General features: G+C 52.1%; 16 protein-coding genes. 9 read left to right on the top strand and 7 right to left on the bottom strand.

The features are described 5' to 3' along the window. The first annotated feature begins 433 nt into the window (after window positions 1-433). The 3 genes from CEJ45_RS07500 (at window position 434) to CEJ45_RS07495 (ending at window position 3,642) form a co-directional block, all read left to right on the top strand. The gene (locus CEJ45_RS07500; protein ID WP_050010668.1) at window positions 434-1,414 is read left to right on the top strand and encodes an ATP-binding protein; all 981 of its coding nucleotides are present in this window, start codon (window positions 434-436) and stop codon (window positions 1,412-1,414) included. Continuing rightward, entirely contained in the window at window positions 1,411-3,177 is a 1,767-nt protein-coding gene (locus CEJ45_RS24500; RefSeq protein ID WP_141106966.1) for a hypothetical protein, read from the top strand. Before CEJ45_RS07500 ends, CEJ45_RS24500 begins: the two co-directional genes overlap by 4 nt. A 69-nt stretch (window positions 3,178-3,246) precedes the next feature. After that, a complete protein-coding gene (locus tag CEJ45_RS07495; protein WP_241517299.1) occupies window positions 3,247-3,642 on the top strand; it encodes a hypothetical protein in 396 nt (131 codons plus the stop codon). A gap of 298 nt (window positions 3,643-3,940) precedes the next feature. Here CEJ45_RS07495 and CEJ45_RS07490 read toward each other — a convergent pair whose 3' ends face one another. From CEJ45_RS07490 to CEJ45_RS07465, 6 genes are all read right to left on the bottom strand, one after another. Continuing rightward, entirely contained in the window at window positions 3,941-4,489 is a 549-nt protein-coding gene (locus CEJ45_RS07490) for a cytochrome b (protein WP_050010691.1), read from the bottom strand. Window positions 4,490-4,498: 9 nt separating this feature from the next. Beyond that, a complete protein-coding gene (locus tag CEJ45_RS07485) occupies window positions 4,499-5,884 on the bottom strand; it encodes an ATP-binding protein (RefSeq protein ID WP_088754532.1) in 1,386 nt (461 codons plus the stop codon). Continuing rightward, window positions 5,860-6,525 carry a response regulator gene (locus CEJ45_RS07480; protein WP_088754531.1) on the bottom strand — a complete coding sequence of 222 codons (666 nt, stop codon included), beginning with the start codon at window positions 6,523-6,525 and terminating at the stop codon, window positions 5,860-5,862. The genes CEJ45_RS07485 and CEJ45_RS07480 overlap by 25 nt, the downstream gene beginning before the upstream one ends. A 21-nt stretch (window positions 6,526-6,546) precedes the next feature. Further along, window positions 6,547-7,305 carry a COG4705 family protein gene (locus tag CEJ45_RS07475; RefSeq protein ID WP_088754530.1) on the bottom strand — a complete coding sequence of 253 codons (759 nt, stop codon included), beginning with the start codon at window positions 7,303-7,305 and terminating at the stop codon, window positions 6,547-6,549. 69 nt (window positions 7,306-7,374) lie between these two features. Continuing rightward, entirely contained in the window at window positions 7,375-8,145 is a 771-nt protein-coding gene (locus CEJ45_RS07470) for a COG4705 family protein (RefSeq protein WP_088754529.1), read from the bottom strand. Between the two features lie 60 nt (window positions 8,146-8,205). Continuing rightward, window positions 8,206-8,808 (bottom strand): phosphatase PAP2 family protein, encoded by a 603-nt coding sequence (locus CEJ45_RS07465; RefSeq protein ID WP_088754528.1) that lies wholly within the window; start codon window positions 8,806-8,808, stop codon window positions 8,206-8,208. A gap of 282 nt (window positions 8,809-9,090) precedes the next feature. Between CEJ45_RS07465 and CEJ45_RS07460 the strand changes: the two genes are divergently transcribed. The 4 genes from CEJ45_RS07460 to CEJ45_RS07445 all read left to right on the top strand — a co-directional run bounded on the left by CEJ45_RS07460 (window position 9,091) and on the right by CEJ45_RS07445 (window position 12,105). Further along, window positions 9,091-9,273 carry a hypothetical protein gene (locus tag CEJ45_RS07460; RefSeq protein ID WP_088754527.1) on the top strand — a complete coding sequence of 61 codons (183 nt, stop codon included), beginning with the start codon at window positions 9,091-9,093 and terminating at the stop codon, window positions 9,271-9,273. A 158-nt stretch (window positions 9,274-9,431) separates the two neighbouring features. Then, complete coding sequence (locus CEJ45_RS07455; protein ID WP_088754526.1) at window positions 9,432-9,701, top strand: metal-sensing transcriptional repressor; 270 nt, start codon at window positions 9,432-9,434, stop codon at window positions 9,699-9,701. Between the two features lie 9 nt (window positions 9,702-9,710). Then, the gene (locus CEJ45_RS07450; protein ID WP_088754525.1) at window positions 9,711-10,814 is read left to right on the top strand and encodes a nickel/cobalt efflux transporter; all 1,104 of its coding nucleotides are present in this window, start codon (window positions 9,711-9,713) and stop codon (window positions 10,812-10,814) included. A 91-nt stretch (window positions 10,815-10,905) separates the two neighbouring features. After that, a complete protein-coding gene (locus CEJ45_RS07445) occupies window positions 10,906-12,105 on the top strand; it encodes an MFS transporter (protein WP_088754524.1) in 1,200 nt (399 codons plus the stop codon). Between the two features lie 290 nt (window positions 12,106-12,395). Here the strand turns inward: CEJ45_RS07445 and CEJ45_RS07440 are convergent, their stop codons facing one another. Then, window positions 12,396-13,391 carry a site-specific integrase gene (locus CEJ45_RS07440; protein ID WP_088754523.1) on the bottom strand — a complete coding sequence of 332 codons (996 nt, stop codon included), beginning with the start codon at window positions 13,389-13,391 and terminating at the stop codon, window positions 12,396-12,398. Window positions 13,392-13,561: 170 nt separating this feature from the next. Between CEJ45_RS07440 and CEJ45_RS07435 the strand changes: the two genes are divergently transcribed. Both CEJ45_RS07435 and CEJ45_RS07430 read left to right on the top strand, forming a co-directional pair. Beyond that, entirely contained in the window at window positions 13,562-14,587 is a 1,026-nt protein-coding gene (locus tag CEJ45_RS07435) for a DNA-binding protein (protein WP_044530234.1), read from the top strand. A gap of 224 nt (window positions 14,588-14,811) precedes the next feature. Beyond that, window positions 14,812-15,483, top strand: coding sequence for a hypothetical protein (locus tag CEJ45_RS07430; protein WP_044530235.1), 672 nt, complete (start codon window positions 14,812-14,814; stop codon window positions 15,481-15,483). The last annotated feature ends 164 nt before the right edge of the window (window positions 15,484-15,647 follow it).

The following is a 15,647-nucleotide window of genomic DNA, read 5'->3' as shown; positions in this document are numbered from 1 at the left end:
CAGGATCAGGGCAGCGCTGTTCTGCTGCAAGTGAAGTCATGGATGCAGCTTAAATTCTGGCAAACGCTGTCTTGACGGATGGGTCCACTTTAAAGTCATGCATTTGGCTCAAAACGTCGATCCAGTATTGGAATTTCTTGATTTCGCTGAGTCTCGCCCCAAAGGGAAACTACCTATTCATCCTGCTTACCTTGAAGCACGAGAGGCTTTAGTCCGTTCCCATCAAGACGTAGTGGATCGGAATCAGCTAATCAGCGAGAAAATCGATGCACTTATCGCGGACTCTCGCTCATCCAATCCCGGAAAAAAATCTCGCTCATTCGATAAAACTGGGTCAGCTACGACAAATGCAACGGCAGATTTTGCGTCGACCTCCCCAAGCCAATTGCCCGCCCGACGCAGAACGGTTGTTAAATAGAGGCATGAAATGGTCATGAAGGTGCCTCCCCAACATCCCATCCTCTCCAAGCAATATGCCATTTTCACGCCGGCGATTGACCAACTTGCAGAAGTAATCGGGGACTGGATTGAAGAGCAAGCTACAGGTGGCTATATCTGGGGGCCGTCTCGCTATGGAAAATCCAGGGCAGTTCAGTATTTCCTTAGCGAGATTCTCAGCGAGAGATTCGGGAAAAAGATTCCCCTTGTTATTATCAACCGCACTATGGCTCATAACAGCGCAGGCGCTTTTTTTTCGGACGTTTTGCGAGCGGCTGGTCAGAAGTATTGGGGTTCCCGGCAGACACCTCGCAAGAAGGAGCAAATGGCAATTAACTGTTTTCTTGCCCTCGCCAAAGGTGGTGGGTCCAACACGGCAATACTACTGATTGACGAAGCTCAAACAATGACAGATAAGGAGCTAATCTGGCTCACTGGGCTTCAAAATGAGATCGAAAATGCTGGAGTGATGTTAACCGTAATTCAAATCGGGTCTCATCAACTGGATTATGTTCATTCAATCCAAGCGCTCACAGGAAATGCGCATGTGTCAGCACGTTTTTTTGTTCGCTCAGCGCAATTCCATGGCATTTCCAGTATCGAACAGGTGAAATATGTGCTGATTGGCTATGAGAATGATTCTGAATGGCCAGCAAACAGTCGCACGTCGTTTACCGAAGCATTTGGGATGCGGCCCGGCCAACTTACCTCCTTATCTCAAATTTTATGGGAGACATTTGTCAAATTCTTTCCCAAGGAGTACATCGAAATGCAGGCCAGTATTGAGATTCCGATGCAGCATTTTGCTCGTACTGTGGAAGCTATTCTGAAGGCCAATGCAGCTGGTGAAAATTGGGACGAATTATGCTCCGAAAAGTCACTTGCAGAAATCATCGCGAAAACAGCTCTTGACCGCCATCTCCAACTTGTTACCGCGGCCTTCCTGCGTAAGAAACCTGACAGGGGGCGGGTATGAGAATAAGATCGGCCTATCAGGAGAAAACAAAATCCACCTTTTACAGGGTGGCCTGGGGCGACTGGGCCAGTAAGGATTTTCAGTCGGTATGGCTTACCCTGCACCGTTTTGTAGTTCTCAACGGTCCGACGTTAGATGAATTTCAAGCTGATTTTTGCATCCCCATTGGCGAAAAAAAGCTTGCCCAAAGACCGTGGGCTCAAGTTCCAGGAAAACTTCAAATCAATCTGAACCGTGTAGCTAGACTCTGTCGGATCTCCATCAACGACTTGAGGTTTTCCCACCTGGGAGGGTTGCCGCTGAAGGATTCGCTCTTTCTTCCCAGTCTTCGGTTTTGCCCAAAATGTCTGAATGCCGGTTATCACACTGTGCTGATGTCGCTAGAAGCCTTACGGCGATGTCCAATACACGACGAGTCCCTGGAAGATGCCTGCAAGTGCGGAAAGCCATTTCTTGACGGAATAGATCGATCCATCATTGGGGGAGCAGGTTTTTGCACCTGCAGAAGACAGGAGCTACTCAGCCTACAAGCATCGCGCTCCCCAACGATCTCAAATGAAGAAGTACAAGTCTTTCGTGACTATACAAAATGGCTGACACGTTGTGGTACCCATATTTATTTGAAAGGCGCGATCGACCAAAAAGCCGAAACCGACAGGGCAATCCAATATTGGTCAAAAGTATTTCGGACTGAAGTTCCCTCTGTGTTTGATAGCTGGTCGTCCTCAGAAAATCGTGTAGTCACGGTTCACCACACGTCCTTGAAGCGATCCTCCACGGAATTTGTCGACACGATAGTGCGGAATCTAGCCCAAAAAAAACGCTATCGATGGTATCGCCGTAAGATGTTGGGGGATTCACCTTGGGTAAGTACTAGAAGTACGTATTCCGCGATTTGTCGTTATCTAAGACGTCACGTTGTGCCACCGGTCCATCGATGGAAAACAGACCTTGAGAGCTTTTTCCTTCAGTACCACATACCGGAGCAAGCAAGGAATAATCAGCTCATTAGAGCCTATTTATTCTTCTGCTTATATGGTGGCGAAACGAATTTTAGAAAATTGAACGGATTTCATAGTTCATCAAATAAAAGGCCTGACCCTCAACCAGCCTCACCTTTTTCTATGCCCAATTTTATTCCAAATTTTCTTGATAATTTTAGAGATGTGGAGGGCTTAAGATGGATCCGCGATAGGGCCGAAGCAGACTATCTATGGGTCTCTTGGAAGAGATGCGTTGAGCAAGCGGCGTCACAAGAGAATAATATAATTGAATTCGTGCGCGATCGTCCAAAAATCGAAGACAGTATTTCTCATTGGTCCGCTGGCTTAAAAAACGATCAATACGTTTTACGCATAGAGGCTCTTGGTTATCCTCAGGTGGCGCCAAGAGAGCGACGCCAAGTAAGTAAAAGTGAGCGTCGAGATACTTTCTCCAATCAAGCTAAATGCAAGCTTAAGCAATTGATCAATTCATTGCCCAAGAGATGTCTAGTCTTCAAAGGGGAGAAGGGGTGGTCAACTGCCAGAGGAACCTTACCAAGGTTTCCCGTACAGCCATGTTGGTTCAAAAAAAAGAAATTGCTCATCAAAGGCAATCTCCCACAACTCCATTATGTAATTTTTCCAAAAGATGGGAAGTTTTTCGCTCGGACAATAGAACTCAATCTTGAGACGTCAGATATTTCATCTAGGACCGCGTTGGCATTGTTGAAAATGGCTGTCCATAGAGCACAAGGTGTCACTCCGTCTGAGGGTCTTTGAGGCGGGGGAGTGTTCGAGAAAATCTGGGATATGCGGTCCGTTCGCTACTGGCCATGATGCGACGTTTACTTGACTGAGTTTTTCGAAGGCGAGCTTCCCTATGAAGTCCGCGAATGCAGCGAGTTCGTCAAAGCGGCCGTCCTTCCTCTATTGGGATACGCACCGCACGCCGAAATGACCAAGGACGATCTCTATGTCCAGGTGACCAACTGGCTCAGGCTGGTAAGGCCGAAAGATCAAGAGGTCTTCATTTGCTACGACTACCAGACTGACTGGGACCTCTTTTATGACGCCCTGGATGGCCGCGTGCCTCCATGGTGCAGGCGCCGCCTCGTTGCTGATCGCATCAATGAGCTATTGCGTTATGAGTTTCATCAGGAACATAAGCTGCCTGAGCATCACGCCCTCAATGATGCCAGAGCAAATTGTTATGCTTTCCGTGAAGTTCCTTCTAATTCATCGTAGCCCTGAGACGGCCGTTCGATCTTCACATTGTTGAGCGCTGATCCATAAGGCGATTGGATAGCTTCCAATAACGGACATCGTCCATCCCAGCACTTATACAGGAAATAGCCTCCTATGAAGCTGCCAGCGATGCCTGATAGGGTGAATACCCAAAGTGATGCGTCGAAAACTTCATCTAAGCTAACTAAGTGAAAAATCATCTTAAGGGCACAGGGTAGATACCCTGCAATCATATGAAGCGACTTTGCATGAATTGCTCATTGAAGCAAAAAAAAGCATTCAATGAGCAGGCTGTAGACTATCGATTGCTTGAGGGAAGCATTCGAGTAAGGGTTCCATCTTTCAGAATAATTTGATGGTAGAGAGCAGCGCATACATGTAAGCCGATCAGCGCTAATAGTGCCCAGACCGACGCAATATGCCAATCCCCGATCGTGGCCAGCAGATCGGAATTTGCAGGGAAAATTGCGGGCAGCTGCATCAAGCCGAAGAAGGACAGGTTCCAGCCACGCTCTGCAGCATTCATCCAACCCAGGATGGGTGAGATGGCGAGAAGAAGGTAGAGTCCGCCGTGCACGAACTTGGCTGCAATTACGGTGAGGGTCACACGCGTATGGAGCGGTTTCGGCGCCGGACTGATCAGGCGCCAAACCAGTCTGGCCAGCATGACCAGGAGAATCAGCAATCCTACCGAGATGTGGAGACTGACCAATCCTTCGGGCGATTGCAGATCATCCACATCTGGCATGGTCCAGCCGATGGTGCATTGGGCGATGATGAGCAGCACCGTGATCCAATGGAAAAACTTGGCAACGGGCGAGTATTGTTCTTGAATACTGTTCGACATAATAGCTCCTTAGATTTCACTGACTTCGACTTCTATCTGGCTCACTAATTGACTCGGAATATTGACCGTCACGCGCAGGCCGGATTGACTAGATTCGTCACGAAAGCCAAGCGTGATGCTTGCCCCCAACCTGTCTGCGATGGCCTTCACGATCGACAAACCTAACCCAGAACCGATCTGACCGCTGCCCAGCAACCGGTGGAATGCCTCGAAGATGCGCGCTCGTTCGGCCACCGGGATACCTGGCCCATTATCTTCGACAATCAAGGCCACGTTTTTATCGTCAACTTCGATTGCCAGATCCACCTTGCCCCCATTCGGGGTGTAGCGAACGGCGTTATCAACAAGATTTCTGAGGAGCGAAAACAGATCGAGCTCACCAACCAACAGGTGGGCATCCCGCTGACCATCCACGCCGATATCGATTTGCTTGGACTCGGCCAATGGCATCAGGTCCTCCAACACGCGGCGATAAATGAACTGGACGGAGATAGGCGTAGCCACGGCGGAAACGGATGATTGGGCTTTTGCAAACGCTAGCAGTTGATTGAGGAGGTTGCGGCCTCTGTCGATTCCTTCCCGTAATGCGCGCAAGCGTTGCCTTGCCTGTTCGGACATGTCAGCCTCTTCCAACCTTTCCGCCTGCAGAGAGATGGCCGTCATGGGAGAGCGCAGTTCATGCGCGGCGTCCGCGACGAATCGCCGCTGCGAGGCCATGGATTGATCTACCCGACCTAGCAATCGATTGATCGCTACTGCAAACGGTCTTACCTCGACGGGGAAATGACTTGCTTCTACCGGATGCAATTGCTCATCCTGGCGTTGGTCCACTTCCTTGGATAATGCCGCAATGGGACGGAACATCTTTCGGATCAGATCGGCGACGATCAACAACAGGACGGGCACCAGAAGCAAGAAAGGCATGATGGTTCTCAGCGCACCGTCTCTGGCAATTTCGTTGCGAAAATCGGATTCTTGGGCGACAGCGATGCGATCTCCGCTAGGCATCGTCTGAACTAGCACTCGATAATTTTCTCCGGCAGCATCAATGTCGTGCAGGCCATCCGTCAACGTGGACGGAAGAGGAAGTGCTTCTTCAGCATCTATTTCCGCTTTACTGGCGGAATAGCCAAGATGTTGAACAATGACGCGAGACTCTTCGTTCGAAGAAGCGTAACTGACCTCCGGTACAGGAGAAACAGGCGAAAGTCGCTGACGCTCCATCAGGTGAGCGATTTGACGAAGCATATCGTCCTGTAATTCGTGCGATTCATCTAGCGCGGAAACGAATGAAAATACCCCCGCTACTATGGCTACTATTAAAATCGCCAGGCAAAGTATGACGGAGAGCTTCAACTGAACCGATTCGTTCAGCCGGCTTTTGAGACCATCCATCCTACCCCCCTGACGTTTTTGATGATGTCGCTGCCAAGCTTCCTGCGCAAGGAATGGATTAAATACTCGACCGCATTGCTTTCGACTTCCTCGTTCCACCCATAAATTCTGTCTTCCAATTCGCTGCGCGACAGAATTGCTCCCGGACGCATCAATAATGCCTGGAGCAGAGCGAACTCACGGTTGGACAACTGTATAGAGCCTCCATCTCGCAGACTTGCCTCCTTGCTAGCCGGGTCGAGCGATAGAAGTCCATTGGTGAGTAAAGGAGAAGCGATTCCACCCTTGCGCCGCAAGACCGCGCGCATGCGGGCCAGCAGCTCGGCCATCTGAAACGGCTTGAGGACGTAGTCATCTGCGCCGCCATCCAGGCCTTGCAAGCGATCATCAAGGCCATCACGCGCCGTGATGATGAGCAAAGGAATTGGTATGTCTTTTGCGCGTATGCTCCTCAAAACATCTAACCCGTCCTTGCCAGGTAAGCCCAAATCCAGAAGAGCGATATCGTAGTGTTGGCTGGTGATGGTCGTGATGGCGATTTGTCCGTCCTTGATCCAGTCTACCGCGTACGATGCATCCTTCAAGGCGGCCTGAATCGCCTCACCAATCATCGCGTCATCTTCGACCAGCAGTACTCGCATGTCGCCTCCATTGAAATGGTGTCAATGTGATGCCGTTGCCGCTCTCTGCCGGAACAGCAGCATGGCGCACAGCATGAACGCTAGCAACGCGATGGATGCACCGTAGCGGCTCAGAGCCAGGCCTCCCGCACTCAAAGGTTTATCGAGAAAGTCGCCCACCACGGCGCCCAATGGTCGCGTCAGGATGAATGCCGCCCAGAATAACAGGGTGCGAGAGATTTTTGTTCCGTAGTAGGCCAACACCAACAAAGCGAGCAGTCCACCGAAAATCGCAGCCGCGCCTGTATACCCCATTCCCGCACTATCCGCTGTCCAGTCCCCGAGTGCCGTACCCAATGTCTGCGAAAACATGATCGTGATCCAGTAGAACATTTCTGCTCGCGGGCTGCTTACTGTGTTCACTGAAACAGAGCCGAGCGTGCGCTTCCAAAGTAATAGTGACGCAAGTAAAAGCGCAGATAACAAGGTAGTGCCACCGGCGTAACCGATCCCCAGGGAACGATCAGCGAAATCAGCCAGCGTTGTACCGACAGTGGTGGTGGCGATAATCGTGGTCCAATAGATCAAGGGATGGAAAGCTTTGGACTTGATTTGGTGCGCCACGGCAATCACGAAGAGCGCAGCGAAGATGCCCGTACTGGTCAGATAGCCGAGGTTCATCGACATGGAGGCCGCATCACCTCCAGTTTCGCCAAGCGTGGTGGCGGCGATCTTGATGAGCCAGAATCCAAGTGTCACTTCCGGCACTTTTGCCAATACATTTTCAGAATATGTTTTCATCGACCTTCTTTCGAAATTGATTTCAGATGCAGCGGTTCGGAGAGCCAAAGTTTGATCGCCCACAGCCGCTCAGGCTGATCTCTGCCTGCTTGTACCGACCTGGGCGGCGGCTACCAACATGATGATGACCGCGAAGAACAAGGCACTGGTCCACATCGTTCCCATTCCCAAGCCGCCGTCTGCCTTGTTTTGAGTCAGCAGATCGCCCAGCGCAGCGCCGAAAGGTCTTGTCAAGATGTAGCCAATCCAGAAGCTGGAAACCGCATTGCCACCCCGACGCCAGGCGAGGTAAGTGATTGCGATCAGCGTGCCGAAGGTCACCGCACCCCAGGCAAATCCCAGGCCCAATGCTTCCGTTGCCAGGTCACCGGCGGCGGTGCCCAGAGCGAATGTACACAGGATGGCGGCCCAATAGAAAAGCTCTCTGCGTCGCGACACGATATGGTGAATGGAAAGGCTGTGCTCGACGCGATACCACACTAAGAAGATCAGGGCGAGCAACAGCGAGAAGATACCGGTGCTGACATACAAGCTAATACCCAGGCTATCGGTCATGAGATCGGTAATCTGGGTGCCGACGATGCTGACCAGTATCACGCTCATCCAATAGAGCCAAGGGATATGACGGCGAGTCTTCAACTGTGCAAAAAGAACGGTTGCAAGGAAGGTTGCCATGATCGCACTGGTGATTGCCTGGCCCCATCCAACATTGAATGCCAGAAAATCTGCCCCGGTTTCGCCTACCGTAGTGGACATGATCTTGATGATCCAGAACGACAAGCCGATTTCGGGAACCTTGTTCATCCAGTACTCGTGGAGCTTGACTTGTTGACTGTCCATGTTGCTCTCCTCATGAAAATCGGATGTTGAGTAGTCTGAGTGCTTGGACTTAGCTCTCACTTAGGTGGTGCCACGAATCCACCCTTTCACGATGAGTCTAGAGAAGACGCGGCAATGAATACGGATCGCGACGTTGTAGATGGAACCAAGAAACCCATGAGGAAGATGGTGAATGAGGGTGGTACTAAGCATCGCCACGATGGCGGCACCTGCCATGTCGAACGGGAAGTGCACGCCGAGATAGATACGTGCCCATGCCAGCGGTATGCCCAGCAAGCCGAGAACAATCCCGGAGAATCTCAGCGAAGGGTTGAGTAGGAAAGTGAAGGCTACCGCCCACCACAGAGACAGATGATCGCTGGGAAAAGAAGAGTCGGCGGCGTGTGGGATTAGTGTGTGTCCCAATCCGATCATGAACGGCCGAGGATGCCACCAGATCATGCCTATCAATTGATTTGTCATCAATGAAATCAGACCGGCTGCGGTCGCGGCAAGCATGGCTCTGCGCTGACACGCATCACCGCGCAGCCAAATCAGGGCAATCGTAAGCGGAATGATCCAGATCTGGAGTGTTGCAATGACCGTGGCCAGGTCAACGGCAAACTGAGGGGGATGGGCAGCGGCGTTCAACCACAAGAAGAGAATTTTATTGATGTTTTCCATGATGGAGGTCTGGCAGTGAACGATGGCGGATGGTCAACCTGATGATGGCTTGCATCAATCACGGCGCATCGTTCTTTGTAAAATGAGCATGAAGATTGAGAGATGTGGAAATGTATCCCGGAAAACTTAGCCGAGACTGAGTCCACATTAAGCAGTAAAACATTGCCGCCGAAGCTAGATAGCAGATATCGAGGCGGCCTAAGGTCTGGCTAAGTCTTGGTCAATAGGCTCATGCTGCCAGAATTATTATCTGGCAACATCCATCAACTAAAGGAGCCATCCATGACTTCAGCGATCAGCAGTCTCTCCAACAGCTTTTACAACAATGTTGTGGCGGCCAATCCGCGCCAGAACGCCAGCAAAGTCGATAGTGACGGGGATCATGACAATAGCCGCCCGGGTGAAGTCGAAAAGGCCAAGCCGATGTCGGGAACCCTGGGCACGATGATCGATACGCACGCTTAAAGTAGCAAACCGGCCATTTGAAATTTGAATGGCCGGTACAGGGGCAACACTGCTACGAAATGCCATAACCGCATTGTGTATCAAGGTTATCTAAGTACGAGGGCTCAGCGGTCATACGCATGGTAATATCCTATCCCCCTGGATAGGATATTACCATTATGAGCACACATAGCTCTCACCCCGACATCATCAAGCGCTTAAAGCGCGCCGAAGGCCATCTACGGAGCATCATTGACATGATGGAAACCAACCGAGGTTGTCTTGATGTCGCGCAGCAGCTTCAGGCAGTCGAGAGCGCTATCGCCAACGCCAAGCGCGTATTGATTCACGATCACATCGACCACTGCTTGGACCATGCGATGCAGGGCGACGGCAAGGATTCCGCCAACGCTGTGCGCGAATTCAAGGAAATCACCAAGTACCTCTAAGGCAAGATCATGGTCGACATCGCAAGTCTGCTCCAGCAAGGTGCTGGCAATATCTGGCTCTTCATCCCGAGCGCAATCCTGCTGGGTGCTCTACATGGACTGGAGCCTGGACACTCAAAAACCATGATGGCGGCATTCATCGTGGCCATCCGCGGGACGGTTTCGCAAGCAGTGCTGCTGGGTGCGTCCGCAACGCTGTCACATACTGCAGTGGTGTGGCTCGTGGCACTGGCCGGCATGTACTTTGGCAGCCAATGGAGCGCGGAATCATCAGAGCCGTATTTCCAGGTCGCCTCCGGCATCTTGATCATTAGCGTGGCCGCGTGGATGGCCTTCCGTACGTGGCAACAGTCCCGGCAGGAGGCACATGGGAATCATCATGAACATGATGAAACCAAATTGATCAATACCGGCCATGGGACGCTGCGCGTTGAGATTTTTGAAGAAGGCGTGCCTCCCCGCTTCAGGTTGTCAAATCGGCCCGGGTCGCATCGCTGGCCAGCCTCCGGCGTCGAAATCCGAACGATTCGCCCTGATGGTGTCGAGCAGACCTTTAAATTTGTTGATAAAGGTGAGTTTCTTGAATCTGCCGACGAAATTCCTGAACCTCATGAATTCAAGGCCCAGGTATTCCTGTCCCACGGTGGCCACTTCCATATTTACGATGTGCAGTATGAGGAGCACCACCATCATCATGACCATCAAGAGGATGGTCTGGATGTGTCGGATGGTGATTATCAGAATGCGCACGAACGAGCACATGCCAACGACATCAAGCGCAGGTTCGCGAACCGTGACATTACTACTGGCCAGATCGTGATATTCGGATTGACGGGTGGTTTGATTCCGTGCCCTGCGGCCATCACAGTGCTCCTACTGTGTCTGCAGCTCAAGAAAATTTCGCTTGGTGCCGGTCTCGTGCTGTGCTTCAGCATTGGGTTAGCGTTGACGATGGTGGCTTCCGGAGTGGTCGCAGCAATAAGTGTGCGCCATGTGGGGAAGCGCTGGTCAGGCTTTGGAAAGTTCGCCCGCAATGCTCCGTACTTCTCAAGCGCAGTCATCGTGGCTGTTGGGCTGTATGTGCTGTATCACGGATGGATCGGACTGACCTGAAGTCGTGCTTGCGTTGCACGCTTTGAATTGATTGAGAGCCGCAGGAATATTCGGTGCGGCATGGAGGCTTAAGTCTTTTTTTAGGGACAATATGAGCGATAGCAATTCAACACTTGGCAAGATTCCAGCGAGCGTATGGGTCTTGGGAGGTGTCAGCATGCTGATGGATATCTCGTCCGAAATGATCCATAGCCTGTTGCCGCTATTCATGATCAGCACACTGGGAACAAGTGCCTTTGCTGTTGGGGTTATCGAGGGCTTGGCTGAATCCACCGCTCTAATCATCAAAATTTTTTCTGGCGCACTGAGCGACTATTTTGGAAAGCGCAAAGGTCTAGCGCTCTTTGGCTACACGTTAGGCGCTTTAACAAAGCCTCTTTTTGCAATTGCGCCGACAACGGGGATTGTGCTCACTGCTCGCCTCCTTGATCGTGTTGGAAAGGGGCTTCGCGGTGCCCCGCGCGATGCTCTGGTCGTCGACATTACGCCTCCTGAAATTCGTGGGGCCGCATTCGGGCTGCGCCAGACCCTTGACACTGTCGGTGCGTTTCTCGGTCCGCTCTTGGCAGTTGGACTGATGCTGATGTGGGACAATGATTTTCGAGCTGTATTCTGGGTTGCCGTAATACCCGGTTTCTTCGCGGTGATCTTGCTGATCCTTGGTATCAAAGAGCCGAGAGGACGAAGTATCGAAAAACGAACTAATCCTATTCGTCGCGACAACCTGAAGCGACTTGGTCCCACCTATTGGTGGGTGGTGACTATCGGTGCCGTATTTGTTCTAGCCAGATTCAGCGAGGCATTTCTTGTTCTCAAAGCCCAGATAAGCGGCGTTCCAATGGCGCTGATTCCCTTGGTCATGGTTGCCATGAATATCGTGTACGCTGCATCCGCTTATCCATTTGGAAAACTCTCTGATCGCATGAGTCATTCGACCATGTTAGCGTTTGGGCTGGTTGCACTGATCATGTCCGATCTGACCTTGGCGGTTGGCGACCATTGGCTCGGACTTGGAGTTGGTGTGGCATTGTGGGGTGTCCACATGGGTATGACACAAGGGCTGCTAGCGACGATGGTTGCCGTCACCGCACCGGCTGATCTACGTGGAACGGCCTACGGTTTCTTCAACCTTGTGAGTGGCATTGCCATGTTGCTGGCGAGTGTGGTCGCGGGCCTGTTGTGGGATTATGTCGGCCCATCCGCAACCTTCTTGGCTGGTGCCACTTTTTCCTTATTAGCCTTGCTGGGAATCTGGATCAAGGTACGAAAAACGTCGGAAAGCTCAACGTGAATCGCGTCTTTCCGCGAGCGAACCGCGCGGACACGCTCCTCTGACGGGCTCTCAAAATAGCTTGTGTGATAGACAATCCCAATCCTGCGGAATCCGTATGAAGCTTGGTGCGAGACTTGCCTGCACAGAAAAATCGGTCACATGGCTCTCAGGGCAGTCATTCTTGATAGCTACCCAAATACCGTTTCAGACCAAGTGATCTACAAAAAATCACTTGGGAGGTCCACTTGGTGCTGTGTTTTGGTATCCGCTTAGTTTGGACCATGGTGGCGTCCGGTGTCGTGGCTGTATTACCTGGTACGCCCCTTTAGCAGATGACCGGCGGCGTTTTCCTCGAAACGGCTAGCCTCCTCGATGTAGCCTTGTACCGTTCCGTCATGGCGCCAGCCGCCTTGGCGCTTGATGTCCCGAAAGTCTGCGCCGGCGCGGTAAGCGCTGGTCGCCATGCCACGGCGCAGGCTGTGACTGGAAAGATCCGGCACATAGTCCAGTCCCGCCATACTTGCGCAATCAGCCAGGATCGTATTGATGCTGGCAGGGTGGATGGCGTGCTCGCCTAGCATCGCCCATTTGTTAATGGAGCGAAATACCGCTCCGTCGCCAATTCCTGAGCTCTCCAGCCAACCTCTCAGAGCTGTCGCTGGGCAACACGGGCCGGCACCGTAGGGAATAGCCTTGACGATCCCCTGGCCTTGCTGGTCTGTCTTGGAGCGCTGCAGCGTCACGATCAAGCCATCCGGCTCCCATGCAAGATCAGAAACTTGCAATCCTGCGAGCTCACTTCGCCGAAAGCCGCCAAAGAAGCCCAGCTGCAGCACCGCGCTGTCCCGCTTAGCCTTAAGGGTATCCGCGGAGTCCAACTTCACGATGATCTTTTCAAGATCCTCAATCGGGAGGGCCTTGGCCTGCTTTTTAGGGCGTCCGTGGGTGCGCCCAATACCTTTCAGGGTCTTGCGGACCGTCGGGGTGCCGGTAGGATCAGCAAAGCCTTGATAGAGATGCCATTGCGACAAGGCCGTCAGGCGCAAGGCCAGAGTGCGCACATTGAGGCTGCTGGCATGGGCCAGCAGGTAGCGGATGACTGCATTCTCGTCAGCCGGCAGGACGCCACCCCAGGCCATGAAATGTCGAATAGCCGAACGGTACGTGCGCCGGGTATTTTCAGACGTAGCCGCAGCGAGAAAATTACTGTGGGCCGCTTCCACCTCTGCAGGTAAAAGTGTGCCGGCACCCAACGTACCGCCTATGACGGGCGTAATTTCAGGGGAAGGCAATTTGTCGCTCATTTTGGGCTCATGTACCGAAACACGGCGTCAAACCGAAGAATGGAGCACTATAACATACGATAAACAACCTTATAGAGAGTTATAAAGCAGATTATCTCACGGATTTTGAATTGTATTTAAACGTATTATTACGTATAACGTAATATGATATCTTATTCAATGGAGCTCCCATGGCCCGCGCAGGCATCCTCTACTCACAAGTCGCCAAAGCAGCCTCACAGCTGGCCGCCGCTGGCAAAGCCCCCACCATCGACACGGTTCGCGAAGCACTCGGAGATACGGGAAGCAAGAGCACGATCGCCCCGATGCTCAAGCGCTGGAAGACCGAACATCAGGAAGTGGTTGCCGGCGGCGACACAGGCTTGCCAGTCGATCTGGTGGTGGCCGTCAAGGGCGTCTACCAGCGGCTTCAGGATGATGTCACCAGGCAGTTGGAGGCGGCCAACGAGGCACACGAGCAGGCCCAGGCGGCCGTGCGCAATCAGAGAGACGCAGCCCTGGCCGCCGAAGCCCAACTCCGCCAAGTCCACACTACCTTGGTCCGAGACCACACTCAGATCCAACAAACCTTGGCGAGATGCCAGCAGGATCTGCAGGCCAATGCGCTTGCGCTCACGGCCGCCCGGACTGAGAATGCCGGCCTTCAGCAGCGGCTGACTGATCGTGCCGCCGAGGCTCATGCCTTGAACCAGCAATTGGCGCAGACTCGCACCCAGTTCGAGCACTTCCAGGAGGCGGCGGTGCGCCAGCGCGCCGAGGAGCGGCAGGCTTTCGAGCAACGTCTTTCGCGCCTTGAGCAGGAAAATATCGCCGGCCAGCGGCGCCAAGATGCCCAGCAAGTGACGCTTGGCCAACAGGAGGCCACGTTAGCGCACCAGGTGAGCGAACTAGAACGGCTTCGCGATGCACTGACGGAAGCACACGCTGAATTGCACCAGGTTCGCTCGGAGCGAAACCAGCAAGCCGCTCAACTCCAGGAACTGACTGTGGCACGAGTCGACGCAGAGCGACGATTGGACATGGCGCAACAGGCAGTCATCGAGGCCAAGGCCAGCGCTGCGGCTGCAGGCAAACAAATTGAAATGCTGGCCAGTCAGTTGGCTACCGCAGAACTCAAGGCCAACCAGGTAGAGCGGGACAAGGTGGCGTGGATTGAGAAGATACTCGCGCAGCGTGCTACAACAGGTGATCAATAGAGCGTTACCCCGGTAATGTAAAAATAGGCCAAATGAGCACAGAGAATACGTCCGAAAACCGGACGAACTTGCCTTCGGCAGCGATTTTATCGGCTCACACTAAGGCTAACTTCACAATTTTTGAGATGGTCTCAAATAGCCAATATAAAATCGGATACTAGTTACTTTGCTACTCATATCCGAAAATTTTCCCTATCTCGGCTGGCCCTCTGAGGATTGTGCCTATGCATTTAGATGATGAAGAGACAGACCGCCAGCACTGCTTAGCGATTGTGCATGAGTACCATCGCTGTCACGATGCATTTGAACTATTTGCTTCAATTGCAAGCAGCCTAATACTTGCTGGCCACGAGAAGCATCAGGCGTACCGGGCTTATAACGCTTATGCCGCCTTCATTTTTCATCTCTACGAATTTGTTTTAGCTCTCCATGCGCGAGATTTGAATGTTACGGAGATCCGTCCACCAAATGGAATGGAGAAACACAAATTTCTCGATCTATTGGTCCAGGGAACGATAAAGAAAACCTTAAGAAATCGTATAGAAGCGATCGAAAAGGGCTACGCACCGATATGGGAAAATTCCATCGAAACCTATAAAGATCTATCACCTGTCCCCGATGACTTCTCAGAGAAGTTTCGCCAAATGAGGAACAAGGTGAATGGCCACGTTACGTATCAGCGCATCAAGGAAATTGATCTAACTGATTTCTACGAAAAGTACCACTCTTATTTGTATATGCTCTACCGGGACTGCGGGGATTGGTGGGGAAGAAGCTCGGAAAAACAGTTTCCTGAGCTTGAGAATATTACTAGCTTCTTTGCGAAGATCGTTGCATCCACACGCGAAGATCAAGTACCCCCGAATGCCGCTACATCGGCTAGAAATGGCCAGTAAGAGAAGAGGTAGAAGCAATCGGGGAAAGTATTCGTGCATCGATTGCAGGCAGCTAGCAGGGAAGGGGCTCGATCTGGTTAAATTGCAGACGCAGGCTTGTCATATCGCCCGTCAGAACAGATTAGCGGAAGCTATGAGATAAGAACAAAATGGAAAGGATGAAT

Source organism: Herbaspirillum aquaticum (genome assembly GCF_002213425.1).
Classification (GTDB): domain Bacteria; phylum Pseudomonadota; class Gammaproteobacteria; order Burkholderiales; family Burkholderiaceae_D; genus Herbaspirillum; species Herbaspirillum aquaticum.
Note: the sequence above shows the minus strand (reverse complement) of the source record. Positions and strands in the feature narration are given on the sequence as shown.

Coding starts and splice junctions, on each gene's coding strand:
- CEJ45_RS07500 (WP_050010668.1), top strand. CDS start 434: ATGAAGGTGCCTCCCCAACATCCCATCCTCTCCAAGCAATATGCCATT.
- CEJ45_RS24500 (WP_141106966.1), top strand. CDS start 1,411: ATGAGAATAAGATCGGCCTATCAGGAGAAAACAAAATCCACCTTTTAC.
- CEJ45_RS07490 (WP_050010691.1), bottom strand. CDS start 4,489: ATGTCGAACAGTATTCAAGAACAATACTCGCCCGTTGCCAAGTTTTTC.
- CEJ45_RS07485 (WP_088754532.1), bottom strand. CDS start 5,884: ATGGATGGTCTCAAAAGCCGGCTGAACGAATCGGTTCAGTTGAAGCTC.
- CEJ45_RS07480 (WP_088754531.1), bottom strand. CDS start 6,525: ATGCGAGTACTGCTGGTCGAAGATGACGCGATGATTGGTGAGGCGATT.
- CEJ45_RS07475 (WP_088754530.1), bottom strand. CDS start 7,305: ATGAAAACATATTCTGAAAATGTATTGGCAAAAGTGCCGGAAGTGACA.
- CEJ45_RS07470 (WP_088754529.1), bottom strand. CDS start 8,145: ATGGACAGTCAACAAGTCAAGCTCCACGAGTACTGGATGAACAAGGTT.
- CEJ45_RS07465 (WP_088754528.1), bottom strand. CDS start 8,808: ATGGAAAACATCAATAAAATTCTCTTCTTGTGGTTGAACGCCGCTGCC.
- CEJ45_RS07460 (WP_088754527.1), top strand. CDS start 9,091: ATGACTTCAGCGATCAGCAGTCTCTCCAACAGCTTTTACAACAATGTT.
- CEJ45_RS07455 (WP_088754526.1), top strand. CDS start 9,432: ATGAGCACACATAGCTCTCACCCCGACATCATCAAGCGCTTAAAGCGC.
- CEJ45_RS07450 (WP_088754525.1), top strand. CDS start 9,711: ATGGTCGACATCGCAAGTCTGCTCCAGCAAGGTGCTGGCAATATCTGG.
- CEJ45_RS07445 (WP_088754524.1), top strand. CDS start 10,906: ATGAGCGATAGCAATTCAACACTTGGCAAGATTCCAGCGAGCGTATGG.
- CEJ45_RS07440 (WP_088754523.1), bottom strand. CDS start 13,391: ATGAGCGACAAATTGCCTTCCCCTGAAATTACGCCCGTCATAGGCGGT.
- CEJ45_RS07435 (WP_044530234.1), top strand. CDS start 13,562: ATGGCCCGCGCAGGCATCCTCTACTCACAAGTCGCCAAAGCAGCCTCA.
- CEJ45_RS07430 (WP_044530235.1), top strand. CDS start 14,812: ATGCATTTAGATGATGAAGAGACAGACCGCCAGCACTGCTTAGCGATT.